The organism is Streptomyces sp. JLBT605 (assembly GCF_058215555.1).
In genome coordinates this window covers 1,671,719-1,696,475 of the sequence record NZ_CM177087.1, presented here as the reverse complement: position 1 = coordinate 1,696,475, position 24,757 = coordinate 1,671,719, and the positions used below count along the sequence as shown (strand labels likewise).

The following is a 24,757-nucleotide window of genomic DNA, read 5'->3' as shown; positions in this document are numbered from 1 at the left end:
CTAAACCACCATGGGCTATGGTGTAATTGGCAGCACGAGTGATTCTGGTTCATTTAGTCTAGGTTCGAGTCCTGGTAGCCCAGCTGGATCAATCAGATCCTTGCCCCCGTTGTGTAGCGGCCTAGCACGCCGCCCTCTCAAGGCGGTAGCGCCGGTTCGAATCCGGTCGGGGGTACTTGAGGGAAAGGCCCTCCACATCAGTGGAGGGCCTTTTCGCTTTCCTCACTCCCCGCCGTGCCGCAGGTGCGACTGCTCGGTCTGCGCCAGTCGCCGCAGACTCTGGAACACCGGCTCGTAGAGCACGGTCAGCGCCACGGCGGCCTCGATCCGCTCCGCCGGTGTGGCGTAGGTCTCCACCAGATCCAGGTCGGCCACGGCCAGTTCGCCCGCCAGCCGGGCGTGCAGCAGCAGATGGTCGCTCTCGTGCGGATATCCCAGCCGGGCGAGCGCGGCGATGGCCGCCACCAGCATGCGGTGGGCGGGGTAGCCGTGGCCGAGCGCGCGGCAGTTGTGCCAGCCCAGCCGCTCCAGCAGCGCGTCCACCTGGCGGCGCGCGGCCTCGGTCGCCGGATCGTCCTCGTCCGGCTCCGGCCCGTGCGGCAGCGCGGTGACGGCTGCCCCCATGCGCCGGCTCAGATCCCGCGTCTCGTCCTCGGTGGCGGCCAGCACCTCGCGCGCCGTGGCCACCGGTATGCGGCCGACCTGGATCAGCGCCCGCACCAGCCGCAGGCGCCGCAGATGGTCCTCGCCGTACTCGGACTGGGTCGCCGTGACCCGCTCGCCTGGCGGCAGCAGCCCCTCCCGCAGGTAGTACTTGATCGTCGCGGTGGCCACCCCGCTGCGCTCACTCAACTCCGCCAGCCGCATATCCCTTGCGCCTTTCGTTGGACAGTGGCACTATCCAAGCATGGATAGTGCCGCTATCCAATAACTCTCGTGAGAGGTGCGGACCATGGGCAGCACGCTGATCGAAGGACGCAACACCGCCGCGGCCGAAGGCGACGTCACCGTGTTCCACATCGGCATGCGGATCAACAACTTCCTCGCGCTGCGCAGCTGGTGGCCGGTGTTCACGGCGATGCCCCGGATGCTCAAGGAGCTGTCGCGGGACAAGGAGAGCGGGCTGCTCGGCTACCGGCTGCTGCTGGGGTCGCCGCGGCTGATCTACGTCGTCCAGTACTGGGAGTCCCCGGAGAAGCTGTTGGCCTACGCCTCCGACCGCGACGGTCAGCACCGGCCCGCTTGGGCGGACTTCAACCGCCGGCTGCGGGCCGGCAAGGGGAAGGTCGGCTTCTGGCACGAGACCTACGTGGCGCCGGCCGGGCACCACGAGTCGATCTACATCAACATGCCGGAGTTCGGGCTGGGGCAGGCGACCGGCGTCGTCCCGGTAGGCCGCCGCGGCGACCGCGCCGCCGACCGCCTCTCCCGCTGACGATCTGCCCCGCTGAACGGCCGCCCGGCGGTCCCCCTGCCCGCGGCGGTCCCTGCCGCTGTGGGGCCCGCGGCTCGGCTGCCCAGCGGCGGCAGGCCGCGAGGTCCTGCGGACCGCGCCCGCGCGGCCGCTGACGCGCCCGTCATCCGTCCGCCGCGCCGCCGTCAACGCCGTATGGACAGGCCTGGCCCCGCACCCCTGAGCGTCTGGACCGCTGTGCGCTCCCGAGGCGGTCGGCGGGCCGGGACGTCGCCTTCGGGGGCCACGCTCGGCCCGCCGCGGCACTGCCCAGGCCCAGTGTGACGCTTCCGGGGCCCGGGGCGCCGCGTGGCGAACGGCGGGCCCGCGGGCGCCGGTCTGCGGGGCGTCTGGCGGCCCGGGACCGGTCGGGCGGCCCGGGCCCGGTGCGACGGCGCCTTGGGCCCCCGGAAGCGGGAGTGCCCGGGCGGTGCTGTGCCCCGTGGACCACGGAATGCCGCCGGCACCTACTCCATAGCCGCCCAGCACGGCCGCTGTGCCCCGTGGAACACGGAATGCCGGCCGGGCGCGCGGGGGCGCCGGGCCGGCCGCGCGGGCCGGGCATCGGCTGGGCAGGCGGGCGCGCGCCCTGGCGCGCCCGTGCTCCGGCGCCGCGACCGGCCGCCGCACGGGCCCGGCCGGTCCGTGGCGGCCGGAGGCGCGTCTGGCCGGCCGGTGGGCTAGCCGTTGCGGCGGAGGGCTTCGGAGAGGCGGCCGGCCGCGTCGATGACCGCCTGGGCGTGCATCCGGCCCGGGTGGCGGGTGAGGCGCTCGATCGGCCCGGAGACCGAGACGGCGGCCACCACGCGGTTGGAGGGGCCGCGCACCGGCGCGGAGACGGACGCCACGCCCGGCTCGCGCTCACCGATCGACTGAGCCCAGCCGCGCCGCCGGACGCCGGACAGGGCCGTGGCCGTGAAACGCGCGCCCTGCAGGCCGCGGTGCAGCCGCTCCGGCTCCTCCCAGGCCATGAGCACCTGGGCCGCGGAGCCCGCCTTCATCGGCAGCGTGGAGCCGACCGGGACGGTGTCCCGCAGTCCGGACAGCCGCTCGGCCGCCGCCACACAGATCCGCATGTCGCCCTGGCGACGGTAGAGCTGGGCGCTCTCCCCGGTCACGTCCCGTAGATGGGTGAGTACCGGACCGGCGGTGGCCAGCAGCCGGTCCTCGCCGGCGGCCGCCGCCAGTTCGGCGAGCCGGGGACCGAGTATGAACCGGCCCTGCATGTCACGCGCCACCATCCGGTGGTGCTCGAGTGCGACCGCGAGCCGGTGCGCCGTGGGGCGCGCGAGCCCGGTCGATCCGACCAGCCCGGCGAGAGTGGCCGGACCGGACTCCAGAGCGCTCAAAACCAGAGCTGCCTTGTCGAGAACGCCGACGCCGCTAGAGTTGTCCATGCAACGATACTTGCGTCTCACAGTGTGAAACGCAAGTTCAATTTTCCGAGGAACCCGCCACTGTAGGAAGTGCGGCCCGCGGACCAGGGTCCGCAGACGTGACGAGTTGGGCCGACGGTGCCGTCGGCCGAAGGGAAAGCGATGGGACGGACACTGGCGGAGAAGGTCTGGGACGACCACGTCGTCCGGCGCGCCGAAGGCGAGCCCGACCTGCTCTTCATCGATCTGCACCTGCTGCACGAGGTGACCAGCCCGCAGGCCTTCGACGGCCTCCGCAAGGCCGGCCGCCCGGTGCGCCGCACGGACCTCACCATCGCCACCGAGGACCACAACACCCCCACGCTCGACATCGACAAGCCCATCGCCGACCCGGTCTCCCGCGCCCAGTTGGAGACGCTGCGCAAGAACTGCGCGGAGTTCGGTGTCCGACTGCATCCCCTCGGTGACGTAGAGCAAGGCGTGGTCCACGTGGTCGGGCCGCAGCTGGGCCTGACCCAGCCGGGCACCACCGTCGTCTGCGGCGACAGCCACACCTCCACGCACGGCGCGTTCGGCGCGCTGGCCTTCGGTATCGGCACCAGCCAGGTCGAGCACGTGCTGGCCACCCAGACGCTGCCGCTGGCGCCGTTCCGGACGATGGCGATCACGGTCGAGGGCGAGCTGCCGGATGGCGTCACCGCCAAGGACCTGATCCTGGCGATCATCGCCAGGATCGGCACCGGCGGCGGCCAGGGCTACGTCATCGAGTACCGCGGCTCCGCCATCGAGAAGCTGTCGATGGAAGCCCGGATGACCGTGTGCAACATGTCCATCGAGGCGGGCGCGCGAGCCGGGATGATCGCCCCGGACGAGACCACCTTCGCCTACCTCAAGGACCGTGCGCACGCGCCGCGGGGAGCCGACTGGGACGCCGCCGTCGACTACTGGCGCACCCTGCGCACCGACGAGGACGCCGTCTTCGACCACGAGATCGTCATCGACGCCGCCACGCTGGCGCCGTTCGTCACCTGGGGCACCAACCCGGGCCAGGGCGCGCCGTTGTCGGCCTCGGTTCCCGACCCGGCCTCCTTCACCGACCCCAGCGAGCAGCTGGCCGCCGAGAAGGCCCTGGAGTACATGGGTCTGACGGCCGGTCAGCCGCTGCGGGACATCTCCGTGGACACCGTCTTCGTCGGCTCCTGCACCAACGGCCGCATCGAGGACCTGCGCTCCGCCGCCGCGGTGCTGAGCGGCCGCTCGGTGGCCGACGGCGTCCGCATGCTGGTCGTCCCCGGCTCGGTGCGGGTCGCTCTGCAGGCCGTCGAGGAAGGGCTGGACAAGGTGTTCACCGCGGCCGGCGCGGAATGGCGGCACGCGGGCTGCTCGATGTGCCTGGGCATGAACCCCGACCAGCTGGCCCCCGGCGAGCGCTCCGCCTCCACCTCCAACCGCAACTTCGAGGGCAGGCAGGGCAAGGGCGGTCGGACGCACCTGGTCTCGCCGCAGGTGGCGGCAGCCACCGCGGTACTCGGCCATCTGGCCTCTCCCGCCGACCTGTCCGACGTCCCCACGCCCGCCGGAGTCTGAACCATGGAAGCATTCACCACGCACACCGGCCGGGCCGTCCCGCTGCGCCGCAGCAACGTCGACACCGACCAGATCATCCCCGCGCACTGGCTGAAGAAGGTCACCCGCGACGGCTTCGAGGACGGGCTCTTCGAGGCATGGCGCAAGGACCCCGAGTTCGTGCTGAACCAGAGCGCGTACCGCGGCGCCACCGTGCTGGTGGCCGGCCCCGACTTCGGCACCGGCTCCTCGCGCGAGCACGCCGTGTGGGCGCTGCAGAACTACGGCTTCAAGGCCGTGATCTCCTCGCGCTTCGCCGACATCTTCCGCGGCAACTCGCTGAAGAACGGTCTGCTGACCGTCGTCCTGCCGCAGGAGACCGTGGACCGGCTCTGGCAGCTGGTCGAGGCCGACCCGACTACCGAGGTCACCGTGGACCTGGTCGACCGGCAGGTTCGAGCCGAGGGCATCACGGCCGATTTTGACCTTGACGAGAACGCTCGATGGCGGCTGCTGGAGGGCCTGGACGACATCAGCCTGACCCTCAGGCACGAGGCCGACATCGCCACCTACGAGGCCGGGCGACCCTCCTTCAAGCCCCGCACGATTGAGGTCTGACGCCCCCGGTTCTCCCTGCGCAGAGCACGTTTGGCACGATGCGTCGCTGGTCCACGGACCAGCGGCGCATCGCCATGTTGAGGGCCCATGAGGCGACAACTCGCCGCAGATGGCACAATCAGCGCATGGAACGCGACGCCCAACTCGAGCTCTACGAGGTCGTCGCCGCCCGCTTGAAGGAAGCGCACACACGGGTGCGCACACTGCAAGTCCCGGAGGGCGTACGGATGGCGCTGTCCCGGAAGCTGCTGGTCATCACGGCAGCGGCGAAGCACGATCTGACAGACGCGGCGCGGCGTCTGGACCGCCTGATGGACGACCTCGACGCGGGTCGTTTCCCCCAAGACAGCGAGAGCGACAGCGACGGAAGTCCGTGACGGTCGAGTTCGTTGCGGCACAAGGGTGATTAGCCCGTTTCGTGTTTGATTTGCGGTATATATCTGCCTAACGTGCGAAAAAGCTTGAACACATTCGTTCTGGCAATGTCTCCGAAGGGGAAGACGTGAACAAGGCGCAGCTAGTAGAGGCGATTCAGGACAAGCTCGGCGGCCGGCAGAACGCTGCCGACGCGGTCGACGCGGTGCTGGACGCCATCGTCCGCGCGGTCGTCGCGGGGGATCGGGTTTCGGTCACCGGTTTCGGTTCATTCGAGAAGGTGGACCGTCCGGCCCGTTACGCCCGTAACCCGCAGACCGGCGAGCGCGTCCGGGTCAAGAAGACCTCGGTCCCCCGCTTCCGTGCCGGGCAGGGCTTCAAGGACCTGGTGAGCGGCTCCAAGAAGCTTCCCAAGGGCGGCGAGGTGTCCGTCAAGAAGGCGCCCAAGGGCAGCCTCCAGGTCGCCGCCAAGAAGGCCGCCGCCAAGAAGGCCGTGGCGAAGAAGGCCGCGCCGGCGAAGAAGGCGACGACGGCTGCCGCGAAGAAGGCGGCGCCCACGAAGAAGACCACCGCCGCTGCGAAGAAGGCGGCGCCCACGAAGAAGACCACCGCCGCTGCGAAGAAGGCGGCACCCACGAAGAAGACCACCGCCGCGGCGAAGAAGACCGCTCCGGCCAAGAAGGCGGTCGCGAAGAAGGCCCCGGCCAAGAAGACCACCGCCCGCAAGACCACCGCCAAGAAGACCACCGCCCGCAAGAAGTAACCAGCGGCAGCGTCAGCGCCGGGCCGGGCTCCCCTGGGGAGCCCGGCCCGCGGTGTTTTCCCGGGGACTGCTCAGAAGGTCTGCAGGGTGACGAAGGTGACCCGGCGCTCCGCGCCCTCGCCGTCGACCTCGATCCGCACCCGCTGGCCGACCCGCAGCAGGCGCAGCCCGCCCGCGTCGAACGCCGCGGCGTCGAAGGGCAGCGGAGTGCCGTCGTCGAGCAGCACACTGCCGGCGCGGGTCTCGGGGTCGTACGTGTACGCGGTTGCCTGCATACCCAGCAGCGTAGTCCGCGCGGCCCGCGCCGCACGGCCCAGCCCATCGCCGGACGCCCGTCGCGGCATACCCCCCGCGGGAACGGGCGGCACCGGGGAACCGGCACCCCACCGGGCGGGAACCGGCACCCCACCGGGCGGGAACTGGCAGGACGGCGGAAGGGGGTGCACCGGGGCGCTCCCCGCAGAAGGCGCGGTCATCGCGGGATCACCTTGCGACGCACCAGTAGTCGCGCCGCCGAGGAGACGCCGCGGTGCGCCCCCGACCCACCCACCGCCAAGGCGCCAGCCCCACCGGCGCACCGGCCGGCCTCACCGAGGTGCCGTGCGGATCGCCGGGGGAAACCCAGGAGACCCCGCCGCCAGCACTGCCGACGTATACGGCCCCACACCCAGCCGCGTCGCCGCCCACAGGTCCGCGCCCGTGTCCACGTCCTGCCGCACGCTGTCCACCCCGCTCAGGCAGATCTCCCGGGCCCCCGAGGCCCGGTGCCGGACGCGGGACGGCCCGCCGAAGGCCGGCGCCAGTTCGGCCCCGGCAGCGGCCGCCAGCAGCGTGGTGCCCACGCCCGCCGCGTCCGCCAGAAAGGCCCGCACGCCGCCGGCCGCGTCCGCCAGGCCGGCAGCGGCGGCCAGCACCCGGGCCAGCTCCGCCTCCCGCAGCGCCGGCAGATCGGCGTTGAGCGCCGCCACCGCGGCCCGCGGACGCGCGCCCCGCACGATCCGCACACCATGCGCGAGCGCCGCGTTCAGTCCGCGCTCAGGCCCGCGCTCGGGCCCGCACGCGGCCCGCGCCGGCGCATCCGGGACGACGCGCGCCCCCAGGGCGGCCAGCGCGCTCGAGGCCTGCGGATCGTCCGTGACGACCACCACATCGCGGACGCTCGGACAGGACAGCGCCGCGGACACGGTGTCCTGCGCGAAAGCGAGCGCGAGCCGCGGCCGGAAGCCGCCCGGCACGGCACCGGCGAGCCGGCTCTTCGCCTGCGCAAGAGGCTTCAGCGGGACCACCACGGTCCAGGTCACAGGCGCTCCATCCGTCCGCACGAGCCTCATTCTCGCCCGCCCGTCACCCACCACCACCCTCAACCGACGACCCTCGGCTGACAGGATCGCCACCTACTGCCTCAGTCGCCGGTTCACCTCGGGGGTTACCGTGTTCTCGACAGACCGGGTACCTGGGGCGACACTTGTGCGGCTGCCCGGACGGCAGCAAGGCAGCAGGTCAGCAAGGGGTCAAGAGAGGTGTTCCGAGTGTCCGGCCGCAGAATCGGCTTCTGGTACCGCTCCGCAGCGGTCTTGGTAAAACCGCCGCTGGTGGTTCTGTTCAAGCGGGACTGGCGCGGAATGGAGCACATTCCGACCGAAGGCGGATTTATCACCGCCATCAATCACAACTCGTATCTCGACCCGCTCTCGTACGCGCACTATCAGTACAACACCGGACGGGTCCCGCGCTTCCTCGCCAAGGCGGGCCTGTTCAAGGGCAGCTTCGTCGGCACCTTCCTGCGCGGGCTGAAGCAGATCCCCGTCTACCGCGAGTCCACCGACGCCGCGAACGCCTTCCGGGCCGCCGTCGACGCCATCAACAAGGGCGAGTGCGTGGCCTTCTACCCCGAGGGCACCCTCACCCGCGACCCCGCCCAGTGGCCGATGCGCGGCAAGACCGGCGCCGCCCGCGTCGCCCTGCTCACCAAGGCCCCGGTCATCCCGGTCGCTCAGTGGGGCGCCAACGAGGCCATGCCGCCGTACGCCAAGCACAAGAAGCTGCGGCTCTTCCCGCGCAAGACGCTGCGGGTGCAGGCCGGACCGCCGGTCGACCTGTCCGAGTTCTACGGGCTGGAGCCCACCGCCGAGGTGCTGCGCGCCGCCACCGACGTGATCATGGCCGCCATCACCGAGCAGCTCGCCGAGGTGCGCGGCGAGCCCGCCCCCGCCGAGCCGTACGACCACAGGAAGGCCCGAGCGGCCGAAGAGGAGAGCAAGTGACGCGCTGCGCGGTCTACGGCACCGGATCCTGGGGGACCGCCTTCGCGATGGTGCTCGCCGACGCCGGGTGCGAGGTGACCCTGTGGGGCCGCCGCGCCGAGCTGGCCGAGGCGATCAACGCCGGCCGCACCAACCCGGACTACCTGCCCGGCGTCGAGCTGCCCCGGTCGGTGCGGGCCACCACCGATCCCGCCGAGGCGGCGGACGGCGCCGAGTTCACCGTGCTCGCGGTGCCCTCCCAGACGCTGCGCGGCAACCTGGCCGAGTGGACCCCGCTGCTGCCCGCCGACACCGTGCTGGTCTCCCTGATGAAGGGCGTCGAACTCGGTACCGCCAAGCGGATGAGCGAGGTCATCGAGGAGGTCGGCAAGGCGTCCCCGGACCGGGTCGCGGTGCTCACCGGCCCCAACCTCGCCAAGGAGATCGCCGCCCGGCAGCCCGCCGCCGCCGTGGTCGCCTGCCGCGACGAGGCCGTGGCCCAGCGCCTGCAGGCCGCCTGCCACACCCCGTACTTCCGCCCGTACACCAACACCGACGTGGTCGGCTGCGAGCTGGGCGGCGCGGTGAAGAACGTCATCGCGCTCGCCGTGGGCATCGCCGACGGCATGGGGCTCGGCGACAACGCCAAGGCCTCGCTGATCACCCGCGGCCTGGCCGAGACCACCCGGCTGGGCCTGGCCATGGGCGCCGACGCGCACACCTTCGCGGGGCTCGCCGGGATGGGCGACCTGGTCGCCACCTGCTCCTCGCCGCTGTCCCGCAACCACACCTTCGGCACCAACCTCGGCCGCGGCATGACGCTGGAGGAGACCATCGCGGTCACCCGGCAGACCGCCGAGGGGGTCAAGTCCTGCGAGTCCGTGCTCGATCTGGCCCGCCGGCACGACGTCGACATGCCGATCACCGAGACCGTGGTGGACATCGTGCACGAGGGCAAGCCACCGCTGGTGGCCCTCAAGGAGCTGATGGCTCGCAGTGCCAAGCCCGAGCGTCACTGACGCGCGGCCGACCGCAGGGTAACCTCAAGCCGATATGAGCAGCGAGACCTCCACCCCAAGCAGCCCCCAGCTCCCTGCGGGCGCGTCCTCCGGCAGCAAGCCGCGTGTCGCCGTCGTATTCGGCGGGCGCAGCTCCGAGCACGCCATCTCCGTGGTCACCGCGGGTGCCGTACTGGCCGCCATCGACCGGACCAAGTACGACGTGATCCCGATCGGTATCACCGCGGACGGCCGTTGGGCGCTGACCGCGGACGCCCCCGAGCGGATGGCTATCGCCGACCGCAAGCTGCCGAGCGTCGAGGAGCTGGCCGAGTCGCCGGACGGCGCCGTGCTGCTGCCGGTCGACCCCGCCAGCCGCGAGGTCGTCTACACCGAGCCGGGCGCGGTGCCCAAGGCGCTGGGCGACGTGGACGTCGTCTTCCCCATGCTGCACGGCCCCTACGGCGAGGACGGCACCCTCCAGGGCCTGCTGGAGCTCTCCGGAGTGCCCTACGTCGGCGCCGGCGTGCTCGCCTCCGCCGTCGGCATGGACAAGGAGTACATGAAGCGGGTGTTCATCTCCTTCGGGCTGCCTGTCGGCCCGTACGAGGTGATCCGGCCGCGCGAGTGGGAGGCCGACCCGGCCGCCGCCCGCAAGAAGATCGTCGACTTCGCCGGCGACCACGGCTGGCCGGTCTTCGTCAAGCCCGCCCGGGCCGGCTCCTCCATCGGCATCACCAAGGTCGACGACCTTTCGGGGCTGGACGAGGCGCTCGAAGAGGCCCGCCGCCACGACCCGAAGGTCATCGTGGAGTCGCTGCTGCGCGGCCGCGAGATCGAGTGCGGGGTGCTGGAGTTCGAGGACGGCCCGCGGGCCAGCGTCCCGGCCGAGATCCCGCCGGTCAGCAGCCACGACTTCTACGACTTCGAGGCCAAGTACATCGACTCGGCCGCCGGCGTGGTGCCCGCGCCGCTGGATGCCGAGCAGACCGCCCGGGTCCAGGAGCTGGCCGTACGGGCCTTCGACGCGGTCTCCTGCGAGGGCCTGGTGCGCGCCGACTTCTTCCTGCTGGAGAACGGCGAGTTCGTGATCAACGAGGTCAACACCATGCCCGGCTTCACGCCCATCTCGATGTACCCGCGGATGTGGCAGGAGAGCGGCGTGAGCTACCCCGAGCTGGTGGACCGGCTGATCCAGGCCGCGCTGCGCCGCTCGACCGGCCTGCGCTGACCGGATCCCGATACCGATCGGGAATCTCAGGCCGACCGGAACCCGAGGGCGATCTGATCCCGAAGGGGATCAGATCCCGAAGGGGATCGTCTTCTTCACGGCGCCCGCGAGGTCGATGAGCACGTCGACCTCGGGGGCGTACGTCCCCGGCACGGTCACCTCGACGTTCGCCTTGCGCAGCACCGTGGTGAACCGGTAGCCGTCGTCCCTCTTCTCAAACAGCCATTCGACGCCGTTGATCTCGGCGGACTCGTGCATCGGGTTGTAGTGTTCGGTGCCGGGCGTGAGCACATCAGGTTTGGGCACGCCGCAGCGCAGCTGGACGGCGGGGTCTCCCCAGGCCGCGGTGAAGTCGGAAGCGGGCTCGGTCGCGCGCCGCTGAAGCCCGTCCACGCGCCGCGGCAGTTCCTTGTGCAGCGACCGGCACATCGCCACGGCCGCGGCCGGCGGCGTGGGAACCGCAGGCTGTGCGGTCCCGTCCGATTCCTCGGAGCAACCGGCCGCCGCCACCAGCAGCAGCGCGACGGTGGACAGACTGATCAGCCGGCGGGGCAAGGAACTCACCGGCAGAGCATACGGGGGAGCTACAGATGGACGACCGGGCAGGTCAGGGTGCGGGTGATGCCTTCCACCTGCTGCACCTTGGCGACCACCATGCGCCCGAGTTCGTCCACCGTCTCGGCTTGGGCGCGCACGATCACGTCGTACGGCCCGGTGACGTCCTCGGCCTGGATCACGCCGGGGATCTTCGCGATGACTTCGGCCACGGTCGACGCTTTGCCGACCTCGGTCTGGATCAGGATGTACGCCTGTACCACGGAACCTCCAGGGCGGCTACGAGGATCATGTGGGGAGAAGGGACGCCACGGTACCGCGTCACCGAGCGGCGCGGGGAGACCCGCGCTGCTTGCGCGGCGCGCTGGGCACCGCGGAACAAGCGTAGAGGGGCGACGAGATGCCGCACACATCCCCGGGGGACGGTGCCGATGAGCGGTCGCTCCGCGGCGGCCCGCACTCCGGACATGGCGATACCGAGGACACCGACAGCAGGAGGAGAAGCGCAGTGAAAGGCACCGTGGGCGAGCTGGGGGAGTTCGGGCTCATCAGAGAGCTCACCGCCCGGCTGACCACCACCCCGGCGGTCCGGCTGGGGCCGGGTGACGACGCCGCGGTGGTCGCCGCCCCGGACCGGCGGGTCGTGGCCAGCACCGACGTCCTGCTGGAGGGGCGGCACTTCCGCCGGGACTGGTCCACCGCCTATGACGTGGGCCGCAAGGCGGCCGCCCAGAACCTCGCCGACATCGCCGCGATGGGTGCGGTGCCCACCGCCCTGCTGCTGGGCCTCGTCGTCCCCGCCGACCTCCCCGCCACCTGGGCGAGCGAGTTGATGGACGGGCTGCGCGACGAGTGCCAGGTGGCCGGTGCCGCCGTCGTCGGGGGCGACGTGGTCCGTGGTGACACCATCACCGTCGCCATCACCGCTCTGGGGGACCTGCGCAACCACGACCCGGTCACCCGGGCCGGTGCCCAGCCCGGCGACGTTGTCGCGGTCACCGGCTGGCTGGGCTGGTCGGCCGCCGGACACGCGGTGCTCGCCCGCGGCTTCCGCTCACCGCGGGCCTTCGTCGAGGCCCACCGGCGCCCGGAGCCCCCGTACCACGCGGGCCCGGCCGCGGCCGGCCTCGGCGCCACCGCCATGACCGACGTCAGCGACGGACTCGTGGCCGACCTGAGCCACATCGCCGAGGCCAGCAAGGTCCGCATCGACCTGCGCTCGGGCGACATCGACATCCCCTCCCAGATGTCCGACATCGGGCAGGCGGTGGGTGTGGACCCGCTCCAGTGGGTGCTCAACGGGGGAGAGGACCACGCGATCGTGGCCACCTTCCCGCCCGACGTGAAGCTGCCCGCCCGCTGGAAGGTCATCGGCGAGGTGCTCAACCCCTCGGCGCTGCCCCAGGTGACGGTGGACGGGGCGCCCTGGGCGCACGGCGGCTGGGACCACTTCGCGGACGACGCCGACGCCGAGTGACGGCGGCGAGTGGGCGGTGACCGGCGGCGGGTAGATTCTGCGGCATGCCGCAGATACCCTCCCCGGCCCCGGTGCCGCCCCGGGTGCTCACCGTCGCCGGATCCGACTCCGGCGGCGGTGCCGGCATCCAGGCCGATCTGAAGGCCATGCTGGCGCTGGGTGTGCACGGCATGAGCGTGCTCACCGCGGTGACCGCGCAGAACTCCCTGGGCGTACAGGGCTCCTGGGAGCTGCCCGCCGAGGCGGTCCGCGCCCAGTTCCGCAGCGTCGTCGACGACATCGGCGTGGCCGCGGTCAAGACCGGGATGCTGGCCTCTACCGAACTGGTCGAGACCGTCGCCGGGCTGCTGGACGGGCTGCCGGCGCCGGTGGTCGTGGACCCGGTGGGGGTCTCCAAGCACGGCGACCCGCTGCTGGCCGCCGAGGCCCTCGGCGCGGTCCGCGCCAAGCTGCTGCCCACCGCCACCGTCGCCACCCCCAATCTGGACGAGGTCGCCCAGCTGACCGGCGTGGTCGTCTCCGGCGAGCGCGACATGCGGCGGGCCGCCGCCGCGATGCTGGAATTCGGCCCCCGCTGGGTGCTGATCAAGGGCGGCCATCTGCCCGCGGACACCAGCCAGGCAGTGGACCTGCTGACCGACGGCACCGCCGAGCACTGGCTGCGAGCCCCGCGGTACGACAACCGGCACACCCACGGCACCGGCTGCACCCTGGCCAGCGCCATCGCCGCGCACCTGGCGAAGGGACTGGCGGTGCCGGCCGCGGTCGAGGCGGCCAAGACCTACGTCACCGGTGCCATCGCGGCCGGCTTCCCGCTCGGCGCGGGCATCGGGCCGGTCGACCACGCCTGGGCCTGGCGGACCTGAGGCCCGCCGGCGGCGCGGACCACTGACATACCGGCGGCGCGGACCACCAGCCCACCGGCACCCGGATGACCGGCCCACCGGCGCCCGGGCATGACAAAAGCCGGCCCACCCTCAGGTGGACCGGCCTTGGCAACCGGCTGGGCTGCGCTGCGACGGGAACGTCAGCGCGAGACCTTGCCGGCCTTGATGCACGAGGTGCAGACGTTGAGGCGCTTCGGCGTCCGACCGACCACTGCACGCACACGCTGGATGTTCGGGTTCCAGCGACGGGACGTACGGCGGTGCGAGTGCGAAATGTTGTTGCCGAAGCCCGGCCCCTTGCCGCAGACGTCGCAGTTGGCAGCCACGGGTCACTCCAAAGACTTCAGATACACGTACGGTGAAATCCCGGCGCGCCAGGATCGTGAATGACCGGCCGTGCCAGGGGGAGAGCCCGATTCGCATCGGGCAACCGGAGCAGCATACAACGGCCGCTCCAGCAGAACGAAACTACCATGACCGGCCCGAACCGCGCGGGGGCGGCCCTCCACCCGGCCCGCGAGGCGCGACTACTCTGCGGTGAGCCCCCATCCATCACCCCGCCGCGAGCAGGACGCTCGCGCGGGCCGTTCGCCCGGGATCCAGGAGGACGCAAGGTGCCGCACACTCCCCCAGACTCCGTCCGGGGGTACCCCCTTGATGCCGATGCGGTACGCACCTGGTGCGCACTGACGCTGGACGCCCTCGGCCGGGCCCGCGAGGACATCGACGCCATCAACGTCTATCCGGTCGCCGACGGGGACACCGGGACCAACCTCTACCTCACCGCCGAGTCCGCCGCGCACGCCGTCGACGCCGCCTTCACCGGGCACGCCGCCACCGGTGACGCCTCCCGCCCCGGCCTCGACGACGCGATACGCGCCATGGCCCACGGCGCCCTGATCGGCGCCCGCGGCAACTCCGGCACCATCCTGGCCCAGCTGCTTCGCGGCCTGGCCGACGTCCTGGCCTCCGACGACCGGACGCCGCCCGGCGACACCGCGCCCGCGGGGCACCCGGCGGCCGGGGCCGACACCCTCAAGCGCGCCCTGCGGCACGCCGCCGAATCCGCGTACACCGCCGTGGCCCACCCCGTGGAGGGCACCGTGCTGACCGTCGCCGCGGTCGCCGCCGACACCGCGGGCCGGGCGACCGGCGACGTGGCCGCGGTGGCCCGGGCCGCCTGGGAGGGCGCGCGCGCCGCCCTGGCGGCCACCCCCGACCAGCTCGACGCCCTCGGCCGGGCCGGCGTGGTCGACGCGGGCGGCTACGGCCTGGTCGCGGTGCTCGGCGCCCTGTCCGAGGCGCTCTCCGGCGAACCCCCGGCCCGGCCCGCCGCCCCCGACCACGGCCGCCTCCACCGCCCCGCACCGCCCGCCGGGAGCCCGGGCACGGCGGACGGCGCCTCGCGGACCGGGCCGGTCCCGGCCCCCTCGGCGCAGCCCCCGTCTCCCGCCTTCGAGGTGATCTACCTGCTGGAGGCCGACACCCCGGCCGTCGAGCGGCTGCGCGCCCGGCTCGACACGCTCGGTGACTCCCTGGTCGTGGTCGGCGGGGACGGCCTGTGGAACGTCCACGTCCATGTCGACGACGCCGGCGCGGCGGTGGAGGCCGGCATCGCCGCCGGCCGGCCGTACCGGATCCGCATCACCCACTTCGGGGCCGCGGCCGAAGCGGCCCGCGACCCGCGCCAGGACGCCTGCCCGCAGCCGCCCGAGCCCCCGGAGAACCGGACCGACCCCCGTGGCGAGCGGGCGCCGCGCGCGGTGGTCGCGGTGGTGCCCGGCGACGGCCTGGCCCGGCTGTACACCGACTCCGGCGCCACCGTGGTGACCGCGCGCCCCGGGGAACCCCCCGCCAGCGGCGAGCTCCTCGAGGCCATCCGGCGGGCGCACGCCCGCGAGGTGGTGCTGCTGATCGACGACGCCGCCTGGCGGCACCCCGCCGCGGCCGCCGCCGAGCAGGCCCGTGCCGAAGGGGTACGGGTCGCCCTGATCCCGACCCGCTCCGCGGTGCAGGGGATCGCCGCACTCGCCGTCCACGAACCCGGCCGCCGCTTCGACGAGGACGTGGTGGCCATGACCGCCGCCGCGGGCGCCACCCGCCACGCCGAACTCGCCGTCGCCGAGCACGAGTCATGGACCATGGCCGGGGTCTGCCAGGCCGGGGACGTCCTCGGGCTGATCGGTGGCGATGTCGCGGTCATCCGCCCCGACCTGGCCCAGGCGGCGCGGGCCGTGCTGGACCGGATGCTCGCGGCGGGCGGCGAGATGGTCACCCTGGTGCTCGGCGCGGGCGTGGCCGACGAGGTCGCCGACGCCCTCGCACAGCACGTCCGCGCGGGCCATCTCGCCGTCGACACGGTGGTCTACCGCGGCGAGCAGCCCACCGTCCCGTTGATCATCGGCATCGAGTAGCCCCCGGAAAAGACCCGGCGCAGACCCGGCGCAGACCCCGAACGGACCCGGAATGTCAGAGCCGTGGTGTGCAATGGACTGCGTGCCCGCGCTCGACGAACCACTGAAGAAGATCCTCGGCGGCAGCACCGCGAAGGTGATGGCCGACCACCTCGACCTGCACACGGTCGGGGACCTGCTGCACCACTACCCCCGGCGGTACGCCGAGCGCGGTGAGCTGACCCGGCTCAACGACCTGCCGCTGGACGAGCACGTCACGGTCGTCGCGCAGGTCGCCGACGCCCGGGTGCTGAAGTTCAACAACGGCCGCGGCCAGCGGCTGGAGGTCACGCTCACCGACGGCAGCGGACGGCTCCAGCTGGTCTTCTTCGGCCGGGCCGTCTACGCCCACCAGAAGGAGCTGCTGCCCGGCCGCCGCGGGATGTTCGCGGGCAAGGTCGGCGTCTTCCGCAACGTCCGCCAGCTCGCCCACCCCGCGTACGAGATGCTCGGCAAGGACGACGGCGCCGAAGCCGTCCAGGCGTTCGCCCAGTACCAGCGGCCCCTCTACCCGGCCTGCGCCCAGCTGGAGTCCTGGAAGATCGAAAAGGCCGTCGGGGCGGTGCTCGACACCCTCACGGCCACCGGCTGGGAGGGCCTGGTCGATCCGCTGCCCGGCGCGCTGCGCGAGGGCCAGGGGCTGATCCCCCTGCCGGACGCCCTGCTCCGGATCCACCGCCCGGCCACCAAGGCGGACATCGCCCTCGCCCGCCAGCGCCTCAAGTGGGACGAGGCGTTCGTGCTCCAGGTCGCCCTGGCCCGCCGCCGGCACGCCGACGCCCAGCTGCCCGCCGTCGCGCGCCGTCCCGCCCCCGGCGGACTGCTGGACGCCTTCGACGCCAAGCTGCCCTTCGAGCTCACCGAGGGCCAGCGCAAGGTCAGCCAGGAGATCTTCGACGACCTGGCCACCGAGCACCCCATGCACCGCCTCCTCCAGGGCGAGGTGGGCTCCGGCAAGACGATGGTGGCGCTGCGCGCCATGCTCGGCGTGGTGGACGCGGGCGGGCAGGCCGCGATGCTCGCCCCCACCGAGGTCCTCGCCCAGCAGCACCACCGCTCGATCGTGGAGATGATGGGGGAGCTGGCCGAGGCGGGCCTGCTGGGCGGCAGCGAGCAGGGCACCCGGGTGGTGCTGCTCACCGGCTCGATGGGCACCGCCGCCCGCCGGGCGGCGCTGCTCGACCTGGCCACCGGCGAGGCCGGGATCGTCATCGGCACCCACGCCCTGATCGAGGACAAGGTGAAGTTCCACGATCTGGGGCTGGTGGTCGTCGACGAGCAGCACCGCTTCGGCGTCGAGCAGCGCGACGCCCTGCGCTCGAAGGGCAAGCAACCGCCCCACCTGCTGGTGATGACCGCCACCCCCATCCCGCGGACGGTCGCCATGACCGTCTTCGGCGATCTGGAGACCTCCGTGCTGGACCAGCTCCCGGCCGGCCGCTCCCCGATCGCCAGCCATGTGGTGCCCGCCCAGGACAAGCCGCACTTCCTCGCCCGTGCCTGGGAGCGGGTCCGCGAGGAGGTGGAGGCCGGCCACCAGGCGTACGTGGTCTGCCCGCGCATCGGCGACGAGGAGGAGCCGCCGAAGAAGAAGTCCGCCGAAGACGCCGCGGAGAAGCGCCCGCCGCTGGCCGTGCTGGAGATCACCGAGCAGCTCGCCGCCGGCCCGCTGCGGGGGTTGCGGATCGCCGCCCTGCACGGCCGGATGCAGCCGGAGGCCAAGGACGAGGTCATGCGGCGCTTCGCCGGCGGCGAGCTGGACGTGCTGGTCGCCACCACCGTCATCGAGGTGGGCGTCAACGTCCCCAACGCCACCGCCATGGTGATCATGGACGCGGACCGCTTCGGCGTCTCCCAGCTGCACCAGCTGCGCGGCCGGGTCGGCCGCGGCTCCGCCCCCGGGCTCTGCCTGCTGGTCACCGACATGCCGCCGGCAAGTCCCGCCCGGGCCCGGCTGGAGGCGGTGGCCGGCACCCTGGACGGCTTCGAGCTGTCCCGGATCGACCTGGAGCAGCGGCGCGAGGGCGATGTGCTCGGGCAGGCCCAGTCCGGGGTGCGGTCGAGCCTGCGGATGCTGGCCGTCATCGAGGACGAGGAGGTGATCGCGGCAGCCCGCCAAGAGGCGATCACCACCGTCGCCGCCGACCCCGACCTCACCGAGCTGCCCCAGCTGCGCACCGCGCTCGACGCCCTGCTGGACGCCGAACGCGAGCGCTACCTCGACAAGGGCTGAGGGGCCGCACCGATCCGGCCTGATCGGCGAGACCCGCCTGGGCATATCGTGGGGGTCCGACCGTTTCGACTTGAAGGACTGCCGTACCCATGACCCGCGTGATCGCCGGAGCAGCCGGCGGCAGGCGCCTGGCCGTGCCGCCGGGCACCGGCACCCGCCCGACCTCGGACCGGGCGCGCGAGGGCCTGTTCTCCACCTGGGAATCGCTCCTCGGCTCGCTGCACGGCCTGCGGGTGCTGGACCTGTACGGCGGTTCCGGCGCGGTCGGCCTGGAGGCGCTGTCCCGGGGCGCCGGGCATGTGCTGCTGGTGGAGTCCGACGCCAGGGCCGCCCGGGTCATCCGGGAGAACGTCAAGGCGATCGGGCTGCCCGGCGCCGAGCTGCGGACCGCCAAGGCCGAGCAGATCAGCGCCCAGCCGGCGCCCGCGGAGCCGTACGACGTGCTCTTCCTCGACCCGCCCTACGCCGTCGGCGACGACGATCTTCGGGAGATCCTCCTCACACTCACCGAGAACGGCTGGCTCACGGCCGACGCACTGGTCACCGTGGAGCGCAGTACCAGGGGCGGCGAATTCCGGTGGCCCGCCGGGTTCGAGGGGCTGCGGGCCCGTCGTTACGGCGAGGGCACGCTCTGGTACGGTCGCGCCGCCTCGACGTGCGACAACGCGTCATGAACGGACCGGAGAGCGAGGAACCACTGTTGCGCCGCGCAGTCTGTCCGGGGTCCTTCGACCCCGTCACCAACGGACACCTCGACATCATCGCGCGAGCCTCCCGGCTCTACGACGAGGTGTACGTCGCCGTGATGATCAACAAGGCCAAGCAGGGGCTGTTCACCGTCGAGGAGCGCATCGAGCTGCTCCGCGAGGTCACCGCCGAATACGGAAACGTCCAGGTGGAGGCGTTCCACGGGCTGCTGGTGGACTTCTGCAAGCAGCGCGACATCCCCGCCATCGTCAAGGGGCTGCGGGCCGTCAGCGACTTCGACTACGAGCTCCAGATGGCCCAGATGAACAACGGCCTCTCCGGCGTGGAGACCCTCTTCGTCCCCACCAACCCCACCTACAGCTTCCTCTCCTCCAGCCTGGTCAAGGAGGTGGCGGCGTGGGGCGGCGACGTGTCCCACCTGGTGCCCCCGCAGGTGCTCCAGGCGCTCACCGCGCGGCTGGGCCGACGCTGACGGGCTGACTGCCCGTCAGTAGGTGTCGGGCGGGACACGACTGGCCGTACAGTCGTCCCGTTCGTGCCCATCCGTCAAAGAGAGTGGCGAGCACCCAGGTGGACGTATCGAAAAAGCTCGACGAGATCGTCGAAGCCGTCGGCAGCGCCCGGTCGATGCCGATGTCGGCCTCGTGCGTGGTCAACCGAGCCGAGCTGCTCGCCAAGCTCGAAGAGGTGCGCGCCGCGCTCCCCGGCTCCCTCGCCCAGGCCCAGGAGGTCCTCGGCGGCCGTGAGCAGGTGGTCGAGGAGGCCCGCCGGGAGGCGGAGCGGATCATCGAGTCCGCGCACGCCCAGCGCGAGTCGCTGATCGCGGACACCCAGATCGCCCGGCAGTCCCAGGAGGAGGCCGACCGGATCCTGGCCGAGGCCCGCGCCGAGGCCGAGGAGATCCGCGCCGAGGCCGACGACTACGTCGACAGCAAGCTCGCCAACTTCGAGGTCGTGCTCACCAAGACCCTCGGATCGGTGGACCGCGGCCGGGAGAAGCTGCTGGGCCGCGCGCCCGCCGGCGCCATGGAGGCGAACGGCCTGCCGGAGGAGGGGCCGGAGCGCAGCGCCGACCCGCAGGTCCTGCGGCAGCGGGCCGACGAGTACGTGGACACCAAGCTCGGCGCCGTCGCCGCGGTGCTGGCCAAGACTCTCGAGGCGGTCGGCCGGGGCCGGCAGAAGCTGCTCGGCGCCCGCCCCACCGACGAACTCGGCGCCCACATGGCGGCGCAGGACGCCCAGGAGGCCGCGTACGCGCACGGCGCCAGCGACGACGACTACCTCGCCGACCTCGCCCAGGCCCAGGCCGTCGCCGTGCCCGCCGCCCCGGCCGTGCCCCCCGCCCCCGTCGCGCCGCCCGCCGCCCCCGCGGCCCAGCAGGACTACTACGCCACCGCGGACTACCAGCAGGGCGGCTACGACTACCAGCAGCAGTACCCGCAGGCCGCCGACGCGTACGCCACGCAGGGCGGCTACCCGCAGTCGGACGGCTACGGCTGGCAGCAGCAGGGCTACGACACCCACGGCGGCTACGACGGCTACCAGGGCTATGCCCAGGACGGCGGCTACGCCACCGCGCCCGACCCGCACAGCGGCACGCACGGCCAGCCGGTCGGCCATCCCCACGCCCCGCAGCACGCTCCGCAGGCTCCCGCCGCGCTGGACGAGACCAGCTTCTTCGACACCAGCATGATCAACCTCGACCAGCTGCGCGAGTACGAGCAGGGCCGTTAGGGCGGGTGCGGTCGCCGGCCCGCCGGCTCCGCCCCGCGCCCGGTCCCGCCTTCCGATCCGTGCCCGGGCCGAAGACGAGGGGGCTCGGATTGGGTCTATGGCGACCCGTCCAGTACCCTGGTTCTTCGGTCGCGAGTACGTCCGCGATCTCGGCTGCCCGCGGCGCATCGCGCCGGGCGGTCCGTGCCGCAGCGTAGAAAGCAGGAAGCCCTGAACGCCCGCCTCGACCACCGTGCCCCGCTCGTGTTCGACACACGCGAGCTGGGTCGGCGTCCCGGTGCGCTCAAGCGCCTCTCCCGCTCGATCGCCGCACCCGCGGATCTCGGCATCGAGGTCATCGGGGTGCGTGAGGGCGCGACCGTGGAGCTCGACCTCCGCCTTGAGTCGGTCATGGAAGGGGTGCTTGTCACAGGCACCGCCCGTGCGCCGCTGACGGGGGAGTGCGTAAGGTGTCTGGAGCCGCTGGAGCGAGAGCTCGACGCGGACTTCCAGGAGATGTTCTCCTACCCCGACGCCGACGCCTGGGGCCGCGAAGCGGACTCGGACGACGACGCCGAGGAGGAGGACAGGCTCTTCCTCGAGGACGACATGTTCGACCTCGAACCCGTGCTGCGGGACGCGGTGGTGCTGGCACTGCCGCTGCAGCCGGTGTGCCAGGAAGACTGCCCAGGTCTGTGCCCCGACTGCGGGGCGCGGCTGGCGGACGACCCGGACCACCACCACGACGCCGTCGACAACCGTTGGGCGGCACTGCAGGGACTCGCCGAGACCATCCAGGGCGGCGAGAAGGACGAGATGAGCGGCGCCGAAGCGGGCGTCGACGAGAAGCAGGAGAAGTAGCCGTGGCTGTTCCGAAGCGGAAGATGTCGCGCAGCAACACGCGCCACCGCCGGTCGCAGTGGAAGGCTGCGGTCCCCACCCTGGTTGCGTGCGAGCGTTGCCAGGAGCCGAAGCTGCAGCACATCGCGTGCCCGAGCTGCGGCACCTACAACAAGCGTCAGGTCCTCGCGGTCTGATCGGCGGGTGACAGGCTCCATGTCAGACGGCATTTCGTCGAAGAAGACGCCGACGGACACAGCCTCGTCCCACACGATTCTGGAAGGGCGGCTCGGGTACCAACTTGAGTCCGCCCTTCTGGTGCGTGCGCTGACCCATCGCTCCTTCGCGTACGAGAACGGCGGTCTGCCCACCAACGAGCGACTGGAATTCCTCGGGGATTCGGTGCTCGGCCTGGTGGTCACCGACACGCTGTACCGCATCCACCCCGACCTGCCCGAAGGCCAGCTGGCCAAGTTGCGGGCCGCGGTGGTCAACTCGCGCGCGTTGGCGGAGGTGGGCCGCGGCCTTGACCTCGGTGCCTTCATCCGGCTCGGCCGGGGTGAAGAGGGCACCGGAGGCCGGGACAAGGCGTCCATCCTGGCCGACACCCTGGAGGCGGTGATCGGCGCGGTCTATCTCGACCAGGGCCTCGACGCCGCTGCCGAACTGGTGCACCGGCTCTTCGACCCGCTCATCGAGAAGTCCTCGAACCTCGGCGCCGGCCTGGACTGGAAGACCAGCCTCCAGGAGCTGACCGCCACCGAGGGTCTGGGCGTGCCCGAGTACCTGGTCTCGGAGACGGGTCCCGACCACGAGAAGACCTTCACGGCTGCTGCCCGCGTCGGTGGTGTCGCGTACGGCACCGGCACCGGCCGCAGCAAGAAGGAAGCGGAGCAGCAGGCGGCGGAAGCCGCCTGGCGGGCCATCCGCGCGGCCGCCGACGCCGCGCAGGCTGAGGCCGCCAAGGCGGAGGCCGCGGCGGCTGCCGCTGCCGGCGCCGCGGAGGACGCTGCGCGCTGAGACGCACGACAGGGCGCCGTGCCCGTCCGGATCAACCGGCGGGCATGGTGCCCTTTCGCCGCTCGCCGGGCTGCTGACGTTCGGCGGGTGGTCGGGTGCGGGCCGGGGCACGGTCCTCGGCGGCGATCTACTGGTCGCTCGCGGGGCGCGGCTGGCGAATCGCCGCACTGCGGGCGGCACCCGGCCCCACCCCCTCCCGCCGTCCGGCGCGCCTGCCCCCGGTTGTGGGCAGCCGTTCCGCAGGGCGATGGGGGCACCCCCGGACGAAGTCTGGGGGAGGGTGGGCACAACCCGGCCACCGGCCGCACCTCGCATACGAAACCTCAGCTCTCGGCGGCAAGCGCTGCCCACGTAGAAGAGCCACTCGCGGAGGAGACCCCTTGCCCGAGCTCCCAGAAGTCGAGGTCGTACGGCGCGGGCTGGACCGCTGGGTCAGCGGCCGCACCGTCGCCTCGGTCGAGGTGCTGCACCCGCGGGCAATCCGCCGCCATCCCGCCGGCGCCGAGGACTTCGCGGCCCGCCTCACCGGCCGGCGCATCGGCGAGGCCCGGCGGCGCGGAAAGTACCTGTGGCTGCCCGTCGAGGGCGCCGATATCTCCGTCCTGGCCCATCTCGGCATGAGCGGCCAGCTGTTGGTCCAGCCGCACGACGTGCCCGACGAGAAGCACCTGCGGATCCGCATCCGGTTCACCGACTCGCCGGTGCCCGCCGCGCTCGGTGAGGCGGCCGGCACCGAGCTGCGCTTCGTCGACCAGCGCACCTTCGGTGGTCTGTCGCTGCACGGCGTCGCCGCGGGCGCCACCGACGGGCTGCCGGACGCCATCGCGCACATCGCGCGCGACCCGCTCGACCCGGCGTTCGACGACGCGGCCTTCCACGAAGCGCTGCGCGGGCGTCGCACCACCATCAAGCGCGCCCTGCTCGACCAGTCGCTGATCAGCGGCGTCGGCAACATCTACGCCGACGAGGCGTTGTGGCGTTCCCGGCTGCACTACGAGCGGCCCACGGCCACCCTCGCCCGGCCACGCACCGCCGAACTGCTCGGGCACATCCGGGAGGTGCTGAGCGACGCGCTGGCTGCCGGCGGCACCAGCTTCGACAGCCTCTACGTCAATGTGAACGGCGAGTCCGGCTACTTCTCACGGTCGCTGGACGCCTACGGCCGCGAGGACGAGCCGTGCCGCCGTTGCGGCACGCCGATCCGCCGCCGCCCCTGGATGAACCGGTCCAGCTACTTCTGCCCGCGCTGCCAGCGTCCGCCACGTCCCTCCCTCGCGGCGCGGGGACGCTGACCGGCTCAGAAGCCGAATTCCTGGGTCCACCACGGGCCGCCCTCGGCGAAGTGCGCGCCGACGCCCATGGTGCGGAAGTCGCAGTTGAGGATGTTGGCGCGGTGGCCGGCGCTGTTCATCCAGGAGTCCATGACCGACTGCGCGTTCGCCTGGCCGCGCGCTATGTTCTCGCCGCCCAGGTTGGTGACGCCCGCCTGTTCGGCCCGTTCGAAGGGGTCCAGGCCGTCCGGATCGGTGTGGTCGAAGAAGTCGCGGGCGTCCATGTCCGCACTGAAGTCCCCGGCCAGTTCGGCGAGTTCGGGGTCGGCGGTCAGCGGTGAGCAGCCGGCCCGGGCCCGCTCCTGGTTCACCAGATCGAGCACCTCGCGTTCGGCGGCCGTCTCCGGGTCGGAGGGGGTGCTCGGCGTACTGCTCGGGCGGGGCGTGGGGGTGGCCGTCCGGGAGGGGGTGGGCCGCGTGTCGCTGTCCCCGGTCCGCTCCCGCGGGTCCGCCGTCCGGGACGGCGACGGCTTGGCCGACGGCTTCCGGGACGGGTCGGCGGAAGGCTTCGGGGCGCGGGTGGGAGCCTTCGAGCGGTCACTGCTCCGGCTGGCCGACGGGGTGCCGCGGTCGGTCGGCGTGGCGGACGGTACGCCCTGGGTGCCGGGGTCGCTCGTCGGGAGGCTGTCGGTGCGGACCCGGCCGGCGCCGTCGTTCGCGCCGAGCATGTGATCACCGCCGGGCAGCATGCCGGAGTTCATCGCCGCCGCGCCGAGCACCACGGCAGCGGACGCGCCCAGCAGGCCGGTCCGTACCGGGGTCAGAGGACCGCGACGACGCGTGCCCCGGTGGCCGGCCCGCCGGCGCCCGGAGGACGGATCGGGTTCGGGGTCGGCCGGCGGTGCTGCCGGGGGTATGGGGGCAGAGCGTCGATGGCGGCCCATCCACTGCCTTCCTCACGTCATCGGCGGCAAGCG

27 protein-coding genes and 2 tRNA genes are annotated in these 24,757 nt (G+C 72.5%); 21 read left to right on the top strand and 8 right to left on the bottom strand.

Features of this window, described 5'->3' with window-relative positions:
* The first annotated feature begins 11 nt into the window (after positions 1-11).
* Positions 12-83: transfer RNA gene (locus AC4BDD_RS07660), tRNA-Gln, on the top strand.
* 19 nt (positions 84-102) lie between these two features.
* Positions 103-175 (top strand) — tRNA-Glu (locus tag AC4BDD_RS07655).
* Positions 176-222: 47 nt separating this feature from the next.
* On the opposite strand, the gene AC4BDD_RS07650 is transcribed toward AC4BDD_RS07655, so the two are convergent.
* Positions 223-867 (bottom strand): MerR family transcriptional regulator, encoded by a 645-nt coding sequence (locus tag AC4BDD_RS07650; RefSeq protein ID WP_490690212.1) that lies wholly within the window; start codon positions 865-867, stop codon positions 223-225.
* An 85-nt stretch (positions 868-952) separates the two neighbouring features.
* On the opposite strand from AC4BDD_RS07650, the gene AC4BDD_RS07645 reads away from it, so the two are divergent.
* Positions 953-1,435 carry a DUF4188 domain-containing protein gene (locus AC4BDD_RS07645; RefSeq protein ID WP_490690211.1) on the top strand — a complete coding sequence of 161 codons (483 nt, stop codon included), beginning with the start codon at positions 953-955 and terminating at the stop codon, positions 1,433-1,435.
* Between the two features lie 698 nt (positions 1,436-2,133).
* Here AC4BDD_RS07645 and ndgR read toward each other — a convergent pair.
* Positions 2,134-2,850 carry an IclR family transcriptional regulator NdgR gene (ndgR, locus tag AC4BDD_RS07640; RefSeq protein WP_490690210.1) on the bottom strand — a complete coding sequence of 239 codons (717 nt, stop codon included), beginning with the start codon at positions 2,848-2,850 and terminating at the stop codon, positions 2,134-2,136.
* A gap of 141 nt (positions 2,851-2,991) precedes the next feature.
* On the opposite strand from ndgR, the gene leuC reads away from it, so the two are divergent.
* The 4 genes from leuC to AC4BDD_RS07620 all read left to right on the top strand — a co-directional run bounded on the left by leuC (position 2,992) and on the right by AC4BDD_RS07620 (position 6,151).
* Positions 2,992-4,416: a 3-isopropylmalate dehydratase large subunit gene (gene leuC, locus AC4BDD_RS07635; protein WP_490690209.1), complete on the top strand. Its 1,425-nt coding sequence runs from the start codon at positions 2,992-2,994 to the stop codon at positions 4,414-4,416.
* Positions 4,417-4,419: 3 nt separating this feature from the next.
* Positions 4,420-5,013 (top strand): 3-isopropylmalate dehydratase small subunit, encoded by a 594-nt coding sequence (leuD, locus tag AC4BDD_RS07630; protein ID WP_490690208.1) that lies wholly within the window; start codon positions 4,420-4,422, stop codon positions 5,011-5,013.
* A 125-nt stretch (positions 5,014-5,138) separates the two neighbouring features.
* Positions 5,139-5,390: an SCO5555 family protein gene (locus tag AC4BDD_RS07625; RefSeq protein WP_490690207.1), complete on the top strand. Its 252-nt coding sequence runs from the start codon at positions 5,139-5,141 to the stop codon at positions 5,388-5,390.
* A gap of 125 nt (positions 5,391-5,515) precedes the next feature.
* Complete coding sequence (locus AC4BDD_RS07620; RefSeq protein ID WP_490690206.1) at positions 5,516-6,151, top strand: HU family DNA-binding protein; 636 nt, start codon at positions 5,516-5,518, stop codon at positions 6,149-6,151.
* Between the two features lie 71 nt (positions 6,152-6,222).
* On the opposite strand, the gene AC4BDD_RS07615 is transcribed toward AC4BDD_RS07620, so the two are convergent.
* Both AC4BDD_RS07615 and cofC read right to left on the bottom strand, forming a co-directional pair.
* Complete coding sequence (locus AC4BDD_RS07615) at positions 6,223-6,426, bottom strand: hypothetical protein (protein WP_490690205.1); 204 nt, start codon at positions 6,424-6,426, stop codon at positions 6,223-6,225.
* A gap of 312 nt (positions 6,427-6,738) precedes the next feature.
* Positions 6,739-7,482: a 2-phospho-L-lactate guanylyltransferase gene (gene cofC, locus AC4BDD_RS07610; RefSeq protein WP_490690204.1), complete on the bottom strand. Its 744-nt coding sequence runs from the start codon at positions 7,480-7,482 to the stop codon at positions 6,739-6,741.
* 198 nt (positions 7,483-7,680) lie between these two features.
* Between cofC and AC4BDD_RS07605 the strand changes: the two genes are divergently transcribed.
* The 3 genes from AC4BDD_RS07605 to AC4BDD_RS07595 are packed head-to-tail and all read left to right on the top strand — an operon-like array spanning position 7,681 to position 10,623.
* A complete protein-coding gene (locus AC4BDD_RS07605) occupies positions 7,681-8,415 on the top strand; it encodes a lysophospholipid acyltransferase family protein (RefSeq protein ID WP_490690203.1) in 735 nt (244 codons plus the stop codon).
* 47 nt (positions 8,416-8,462) lie between these two features.
* Positions 8,463-9,413 carry an NAD(P)H-dependent glycerol-3-phosphate dehydrogenase gene (locus AC4BDD_RS07600; RefSeq protein WP_490691702.1) on the top strand — a complete coding sequence of 317 codons (951 nt, stop codon included), beginning with the start codon at positions 8,463-8,465 and terminating at the stop codon, positions 9,411-9,413.
* Positions 9,414-9,447: 34 nt separating this feature from the next.
* Positions 9,448-10,623, top strand: a complete 1,176-nt coding sequence (locus tag AC4BDD_RS07595) for a D-alanine--D-alanine ligase family protein (RefSeq protein WP_490690202.1) — start codon at positions 9,448-9,450, stop codon at positions 10,621-10,623.
* A 69-nt stretch (positions 10,624-10,692) separates the two neighbouring features.
* Here the strand turns inward: AC4BDD_RS07595 and AC4BDD_RS07590 are convergent, their stop codons facing one another.
* Together AC4BDD_RS07590 and AC4BDD_RS07585 are read right to left on the bottom strand one after the other, a co-directional pair.
* Positions 10,693-11,187, bottom strand: coding sequence for a DUF3515 domain-containing protein (locus tag AC4BDD_RS07590; protein ID WP_490690201.1), 495 nt, complete (start codon positions 11,185-11,187; stop codon positions 10,693-10,695).
* Positions 11,188-11,207: 20 nt separating this feature from the next.
* Positions 11,208-11,441 (bottom strand): Lrp/AsnC family transcriptional regulator, encoded by a 234-nt coding sequence (locus AC4BDD_RS07585; RefSeq protein ID WP_490690200.1) that lies wholly within the window; start codon positions 11,439-11,441, stop codon positions 11,208-11,210.
* A gap of 245 nt (positions 11,442-11,686) precedes the next feature.
* Here AC4BDD_RS07585 and AC4BDD_RS07580 point away from each other — a divergent pair, with 245 nt between their 5' ends.
* A complete protein-coding gene (locus tag AC4BDD_RS07580) occupies positions 11,687-12,655 on the top strand; it encodes a thiamine-phosphate kinase (RefSeq protein ID WP_490690199.1) in 969 nt (322 codons plus the stop codon).
* 44 nt (positions 12,656-12,699) lie between these two features.
* Positions 12,700-13,521 (top strand): bifunctional hydroxymethylpyrimidine kinase/phosphomethylpyrimidine kinase, encoded by an 822-nt coding sequence (thiD, locus tag AC4BDD_RS07575; RefSeq protein WP_490690198.1) that lies wholly within the window; start codon positions 12,700-12,702, stop codon positions 13,519-13,521.
* A gap of 161 nt (positions 13,522-13,682) precedes the next feature.
* Here the strand turns inward: thiD and rpmB are convergent, their stop codons facing one another.
* Complete coding sequence (gene rpmB, locus AC4BDD_RS07570) at positions 13,683-13,868, bottom strand: 50S ribosomal protein L28 (RefSeq protein WP_003957616.1); 186 nt, start codon at positions 13,866-13,868, stop codon at positions 13,683-13,685.
* A gap of 288 nt (positions 13,869-14,156) precedes the next feature.
* On the opposite strand from rpmB, the gene AC4BDD_RS07565 reads away from it, so the two are divergent.
* The 9 genes from AC4BDD_RS07565 (at position 14,157) to mutM (ending at position 23,801) form a co-directional block, all read left to right on the top strand.
* On the top strand, positions 14,157-15,956 hold the full coding sequence (locus tag AC4BDD_RS07565) for a DAK2 domain-containing protein (RefSeq protein WP_490690197.1): 1,800 nt from the start codon (positions 14,157-14,159) through the stop codon (positions 15,954-15,956).
* A 73-nt stretch (positions 15,957-16,029) separates the two neighbouring features.
* Complete coding sequence (recG, locus tag AC4BDD_RS07560; protein ID WP_490690196.1) at positions 16,030-18,228, top strand: ATP-dependent DNA helicase RecG; 2,199 nt, start codon at positions 16,030-16,032, stop codon at positions 18,226-18,228.
* 89 nt (positions 18,229-18,317) lie between these two features.
* On the top strand, positions 18,318-18,902 hold the full coding sequence (gene rsmD, locus AC4BDD_RS07555) for a 16S rRNA (guanine(966)-N(2))-methyltransferase RsmD (RefSeq protein WP_490690195.1): 585 nt from the start codon (positions 18,318-18,320) through the stop codon (positions 18,900-18,902).
* Complete coding sequence (gene coaD, locus AC4BDD_RS07550) at positions 18,899-19,408, top strand: pantetheine-phosphate adenylyltransferase (RefSeq protein ID WP_490690194.1); 510 nt, start codon at positions 18,899-18,901, stop codon at positions 19,406-19,408. Before rsmD ends, coaD begins: the two co-directional genes overlap by 4 nt.
* Before the next feature lie 98 nt (positions 19,409-19,506).
* Positions 19,507-20,670: a DivIVA domain-containing protein gene (locus tag AC4BDD_RS07545; protein WP_490691701.1), complete on the top strand. Its 1,164-nt coding sequence runs from the start codon at positions 19,507-19,509 to the stop codon at positions 20,668-20,670.
* Positions 20,671-20,913: 243 nt separating this feature from the next.
* Positions 20,914-21,510 (top strand): YceD family protein, encoded by a 597-nt coding sequence (locus AC4BDD_RS07540; protein WP_490690193.1) that lies wholly within the window; start codon positions 20,914-20,916, stop codon positions 21,508-21,510.
* Between the two features lie 2 nt (positions 21,511-21,512).
* The gene (gene rpmF / locus AC4BDD_RS07535) at positions 21,513-21,686 is read left to right on the top strand and encodes a 50S ribosomal protein L32 (protein WP_361538710.1); all 174 of its coding nucleotides are present in this window, start codon (positions 21,513-21,515) and stop codon (positions 21,684-21,686) included.
* Between the two features lie 19 nt (positions 21,687-21,705).
* Positions 21,706-22,509, top strand: a complete 804-nt coding sequence (gene rnc, locus AC4BDD_RS07530) for a ribonuclease III (RefSeq protein WP_490690192.1) — start codon at positions 21,706-21,708, stop codon at positions 22,507-22,509.
* A 380-nt stretch (positions 22,510-22,889) separates the two neighbouring features.
* Complete coding sequence (mutM, locus tag AC4BDD_RS07525; RefSeq protein WP_490690191.1) at positions 22,890-23,801, top strand: bifunctional DNA-formamidopyrimidine glycosylase/DNA-(apurinic or apyrimidinic site) lyase; 912 nt, start codon at positions 22,890-22,892, stop codon at positions 23,799-23,801.
* A gap of 5 nt (positions 23,802-23,806) precedes the next feature.
* Here the strand turns inward: mutM and AC4BDD_RS07520 are convergent, their stop codons facing one another.
* Complete coding sequence (locus AC4BDD_RS07520) at positions 23,807-24,724, bottom strand: CAP domain-containing protein (RefSeq protein ID WP_490690190.1); 918 nt, start codon at positions 24,722-24,724, stop codon at positions 23,807-23,809.
* Between the last annotated feature and the right edge of the window lie 33 nt (positions 24,725-24,757).